This window comes from Mycobacterium sp. 852013-50091_SCH5140682 (assembly GCF_001665685.1).
Classification (GTDB): domain Bacteria; phylum Actinomycetota; class Actinomycetes; order Mycobacteriales; family Mycobacteriaceae; genus Mycobacterium.
Genome location: NZ_LZTB01000001.1, coordinates 1 through 1,410, shown reverse-complemented (window position 1 = coordinate 1,410; position 1,410 = coordinate 1). Strand labels below are relative to the sequence as shown.

Annotated in this window: 1 protein-coding gene; it reads right to left on the bottom strand. The window is 68.4% G+C overall.

From position 1 onward, the window contains the following. Positions 1 to 1,375 (bottom strand): HNH endonuclease signature motif containing protein (locus tag A5784_RS00005; protein ID WP_064941075.1); only part of this gene is annotated, 1,375 nt, incomplete at its 3' end. Positions 1,376 to 1,410 lie beyond the last annotated feature (35 nt).

The window sequence follows — 1,410 nt, the reverse complement described above, 5'->3', positions numbered from 1 at the left end:
TACAGTCTGTTTCGTCGTCGTCTTGGTTGTCGGTGAAGTATTGCTGGGGGTGGTGGTAGGTGTTGATGCGGGATTGGCCGGTGTCGAGGAGGGCTGGTGGGATCCATTCGCAGCGGCCATTCTTGTTGATGCGGGTGGTCCATTTGCTGGGGCCGACGAGGCGTTGATGTGGCCCGCAGCCCAGGGTGAGGTCGGTGATGTCGGTGAGCCCGCCGTGGGCGAAGTCCTCGGTGGCGTGGTGGGCTTGGCAGCGATCGGCTGCGGCGGTGCAGCCGGGGCGGGTGCAGCCGCGGTCGCGGGCGAAGAGCACCAACCGTTGCCCGGGTGTGGCGATGCGTTTGGTGCGGCCGAGGTAGAGCGGCACGTTGGTGTGTGTGTCGAACACGGCCAGGTAGTGGTGGGCGTGCGCGGCCAGGCGGATGAGGTCGGGAATGGGCAGTTTGGTGCCGGTGGTGCTGACCGCGACTCCGGCGCCGGCTTCGAGTTCTTGCAGGGTGGTGGTGACCACGATCGAGACGGGTAGTCCGTTGTGCTGACCGAGTTCGCCGGACATCAAGGCGTGCCGGCCCAGGGTGAGCAGGGCGTCGTGGGTGCGTTGTCGGCTGGTGCGGGTGTCGGTGTCGATCTGCTGTTGGGTGGGGGTGCCGGTGGTGCAGGGTTGTTCGTCGTCGGGGTTGCACATGCCGGGGGCGGCCCATTTGCCGGTGATGGCGTCGAGGGTGGCGCCGAGTTCGGCGGTGACCCGGCCGCGGATGCTGCGGGTGCCGTCGGGTTCTTGGGGGCCCAGCACGATGCCGCGGGAGCGGGCGGCCAGGTCCTCGATGGGTTCTTCGCCGTCCTGGTTGAGCAGATACAACGCTTCGCTGATGGCGCCGCGCAGCACATCGGGGCAATTGGTGGCGGCGACCGCGACCAGCTTCTCTTCGAAGTCCTGGCGGCGCTGGGCATCCACCCAGCCGGGGCAGGCGGTGGCGAACTTTTCCAGTTCCTCGATGTGGTCTTGGGTCAGCCAGCCGCCGGCTTGGGCGGCGGCGGTGGCGGCCCGGCGTGCCGGTAGGGGTTGGCCGGTCAGGGTGTGGCGGGGTCCGAGGTTGATGGCGTCGCGGAAGCGGCGGCGGGCTTCCTTCTGGGAGATGCGCAGCCGGGTGCGTAGGGCGTCGGGCCAGGATTTCGCCCCGATCCGCGCCGGGGTGCTCTGATCCGAGAGGGCGGTGATGGCGGCGTGTTCGGCGGTGGGCAACAGGTTGTGCGCGTCTTGGATCCCGGAGCACACCTCGAGCAGCTCCGCCGGGGACATCGATCCGAACGGCAGGGCCCGCACATCCTCGATCGCCGCGCGTAACGCGTCGAGTGTGGCGGCGACCTCCGACTCCATACCCGAACACTAGTTCGACCCACCGACAAGAAACC